This is a genomic window from Cryobacterium sp. M91 (genome assembly GCF_002929615.1).
GTDB lineage: Bacteria > Actinomycetota > Actinomycetes > Actinomycetales > Microbacteriaceae > Cryobacterium > Cryobacterium levicorallinum.
On the sequence record NZ_PJJT01000028.1, the window covers coordinates 1 to 3096 of the forward strand.

Genomic DNA, 3096 nt, shown 5'->3' on the forward strand with positions numbered 1-3096 from the left:
CCAATCATCCATATTGATCACCCTCCATAGTGGCTGGTGGCCCTGTTTTCAGTCGGCGATACTGGCCCTATTTTCAGTCGGCGTTAACAAATTCGAAGCCGACCTGATCCGCGCACGAACCAGGGAGGGCATGGCCGTCGCCAAGGCAAAGGGTCGCCTACGAGGGAAACAACCCAAGCTCTCCACAGCACAGGAGGCGCACCTGGTCTCCGTTCACCCGGCGGGGACGCACACGACAGTGGAACTTGCCGAACTTTTCGGGGTAGCCCGGTCAACCGTCTACCGTGCCATCAAGCGCGCTGGCGACGCCACCGCCTAGAACCGAGCGGTTCCGCCGTCCAAAGCCGGAAATCGCGCCGGCGCCCCTAAACGTGAATTTGCGTACCGATCCTCCTCAGACCCCAATTCACAAAGTCATCCCAATCAGATCAACCCGATCTGATCATCACCCATTCGGATGATCTGCTTCGTGTCGGGGAAGTCTTGCCATAGGCATAGTGAAAGCGTCAGAGCTTCTTCGGGTTTTGCAAGGCGGCGGCCGGCCACTTCCGCTGGGCTGTGCGGTGGCAGAACTTGGCCGGATATCGAAAACCTTCTATCTCCTCACCTACCTCGATGACGATAGCTACCGGCGAAGAATCGTGACTCAGCTCAACCGTGCCGAGGGCCGTCATGCACTCGTCCGAGATATCTTCCACGGCCACCGCGGTGAACTTCGCCAGCGCTACCGTGAGGGTCGAGAAGATCAGCTTGGTGCCCTCGGACTCGTCGTCAACGCGATCGTGCTGTGGAATACCCGCTATATCGACGCCGCCCTGGGTGAACTGCGCAGGGCGGGGTTTTAGGTAGCCGACGACGGCGTGAAACGCCTCTCCCTCTCGGCCACGAACACATCAACTTCCTCGGTCGATATCAATTCAGTATGCCCGAGCTGTCGCCCAATCCACTCTGCCGGCGGCGTGATTCGAATCGCTAAGGCTGAACGATCGGACCCTGAGCGGACGTTTTCGTTCCATTACTACTCAGACCGCGTAAAGCTGTGAACTCACCTACCGCAGTGCAAAGATCGTGCACAAACTTCAGAAGTGTGCCGCAAACCTGCAAGAAAATGCCAACACTTTGGAAGAAATAATGGTTTATGCGCGCGCAGTGAAATTGTTCCTCATCCTTATGTCTGTCACAGTAGATAGGTTAAGCCCAAAGATGTGCATGAGAAAGGCGACACAGTGAACGATCAGTTCTTCCAAATTATCGCAATGATCATTTATTTGGCTGCAATGCTCGGTATCGGTTGGTGGGCGTACAAGCGAACAACCAACCTTGATGACTACATGCTCGCAGGCCGAAAGCTCAGCCCCGGAGTTGCAGCACTCAGCGCTGGAGCATCCGACATGTCCGGGTGGCTTCTCCTCGGACTTCCCGGAGCGTTCTACCTCGGCGGCCTCTTCCAAGGTTGGATTGCCATTGGCCTGACCATTGGTGCCTGGCTGAACTGGAAGTTTGTCGCACCCCGTCTGCGTGCCTACACCGAAGTGTCAAAAAACTCGATCACACTGCCGAGCTTCTTCGAGAACCGTCTCCGTGACAAGTCCCGCATCCTGCGCATCACAGCCGGCATCATCATCCTCGTGTTCTTCACCTTCTACGTATCCTCCGGAATGGTCGCCGGTGGTGTCTTCTTCCAGAGCGCATTCGGTTCCGAATACTGGATCGGAATGCTCGTTGTTGGAGGAGTGACCGTTCTTTACACGCTGTTCGGTGGATTCATCGGCGCAACCTACACCGACGTTGTACAGGGCATCATGATCTTCCTCGCCCTCATCGCCGTACCGATCGTTGGAATCACCCAGACCGGTGGCGTTGCCAACACGATCGAATCGATTCGTGCAGCAAACACCGAAATCGACATGCTCAGCCTCTTCACCGGAGGAACCGTGCTCGCCGCAATTTCCGCAGCAGCATGGGGGCTCGGCTACTTCGGCCAGCCCCACATCCTGGTCCGCTTCATGGCCCTTCGTTCGCCAAGAGATGCCGTAGCCGGTCGTCGTATCGGAATTAGCTGGATGCTCATCTCCGTACTTGGGGCTATGGCATCCGCCCTCATTGGTGTTGCTTACTTCCAGCAGCGCCCCGAGCTCTCACTGGAGAACCCTGAGCGTGTGTTCCTTGAACTCGCACAAGTCTTCTTCCACCCGCTGATCGCCGGACTCGTACTAGCGGCCGTGCTCGCCGCAGTCATGAGCACGATCTCCTCACAGCTGATCGTGTCGTCATCGGCACTCGTCGAAGACCTCTTCAAGATCGTCGCCAAGAAAGAAGCAACGCCTAAGGCTCAGGTAATCCTCGGCCGCATGGGTGTTCTGATCGTTTCGATCATCGCGATCATCCTCGCGTGGGACCCCAATTCGTCGATCCTCAGCCTCGTTGCCTACGCTTGGGCTGGCTTCGGTGCAGCATTTGGACCGATCGTTATCCTGTCGCTCTTCTGGCGCAAGCTAACCAGCATAGGAGCGATCGCCGGAATGGTCGTTGGGGCAGTCACCGTAATCATCTGGGGCAACGTTCCTGCGCTCACCGGCGCGATGTACGAAATCGTTCCTGGTTTCGCGCTGGCTATGATTACTGCGGTCGTCGTCAGTCTGTTCACTTTCAAGGGCAGTGTGGGAATTACCCGCGAATTCGACACCACGATCGAAAGTGTGCGCACCGGAACCGTTCAGTTGCCCCGCGTTCCCGAGAAGGGTTAGTTTCTGCAGAGTTTCCAGCGCTCAGCAAGATGTGAGCGCTAGGGATGGCCACCTCCACACTGTGAGGTGGGCATCCTGCGTTACCTCCTGCCTCAGGAGCGCCCTGTCGACAGGTGGGACGGCATGTGACTCCTGACGAATGACACGCGACGCGCCGAGGGCGTGTCGGGGTCTGGCCAGTAATGGAACGTTGGCTGGCGTTAAGGGTTGAGGTGACGGTAGATGGTCGCTCGTGAGAGTCGAGAGTCGAGAGTCGAGAGCGGGACTGCCCCCGGTTTGGTTGACTCCTGACCTGTGGAGCTTCGTCTTCACTGGAAAGATGTCATCATGCCCAAGCCCTACCCACCCG

Annotated in this window: 2 protein-coding genes and 1 pseudogene; all 3 read left to right on the plus strand. The window is 57.2% G+C overall.

What is annotated here, in order from left to right:
• A partial coding sequence (locus CXY80_RS00290; protein ID WP_233194736.1) for a hypothetical protein occupies positions 1 to 319 on the plus strand: 319 nt, incomplete at its 5' end.
• Between the two features lie 101 nt (positions 320 to 420).
• Positions 421 to 976, plus strand: a pseudogene (locus CXY80_RS20555) (Tn3 family transposase); the annotation flags it as partial.
• Positions 977 to 1226: 250 nt separating this feature from the next.
• Complete coding sequence (putP, locus tag CXY80_RS00300; RefSeq protein ID WP_104131146.1) at positions 1227 to 2747, plus strand: sodium/proline symporter PutP; 1521 nt, start codon at positions 1227 to 1229, stop codon at positions 2745 to 2747.
• Positions 2748 to 3096 lie beyond the last annotated feature (349 nt).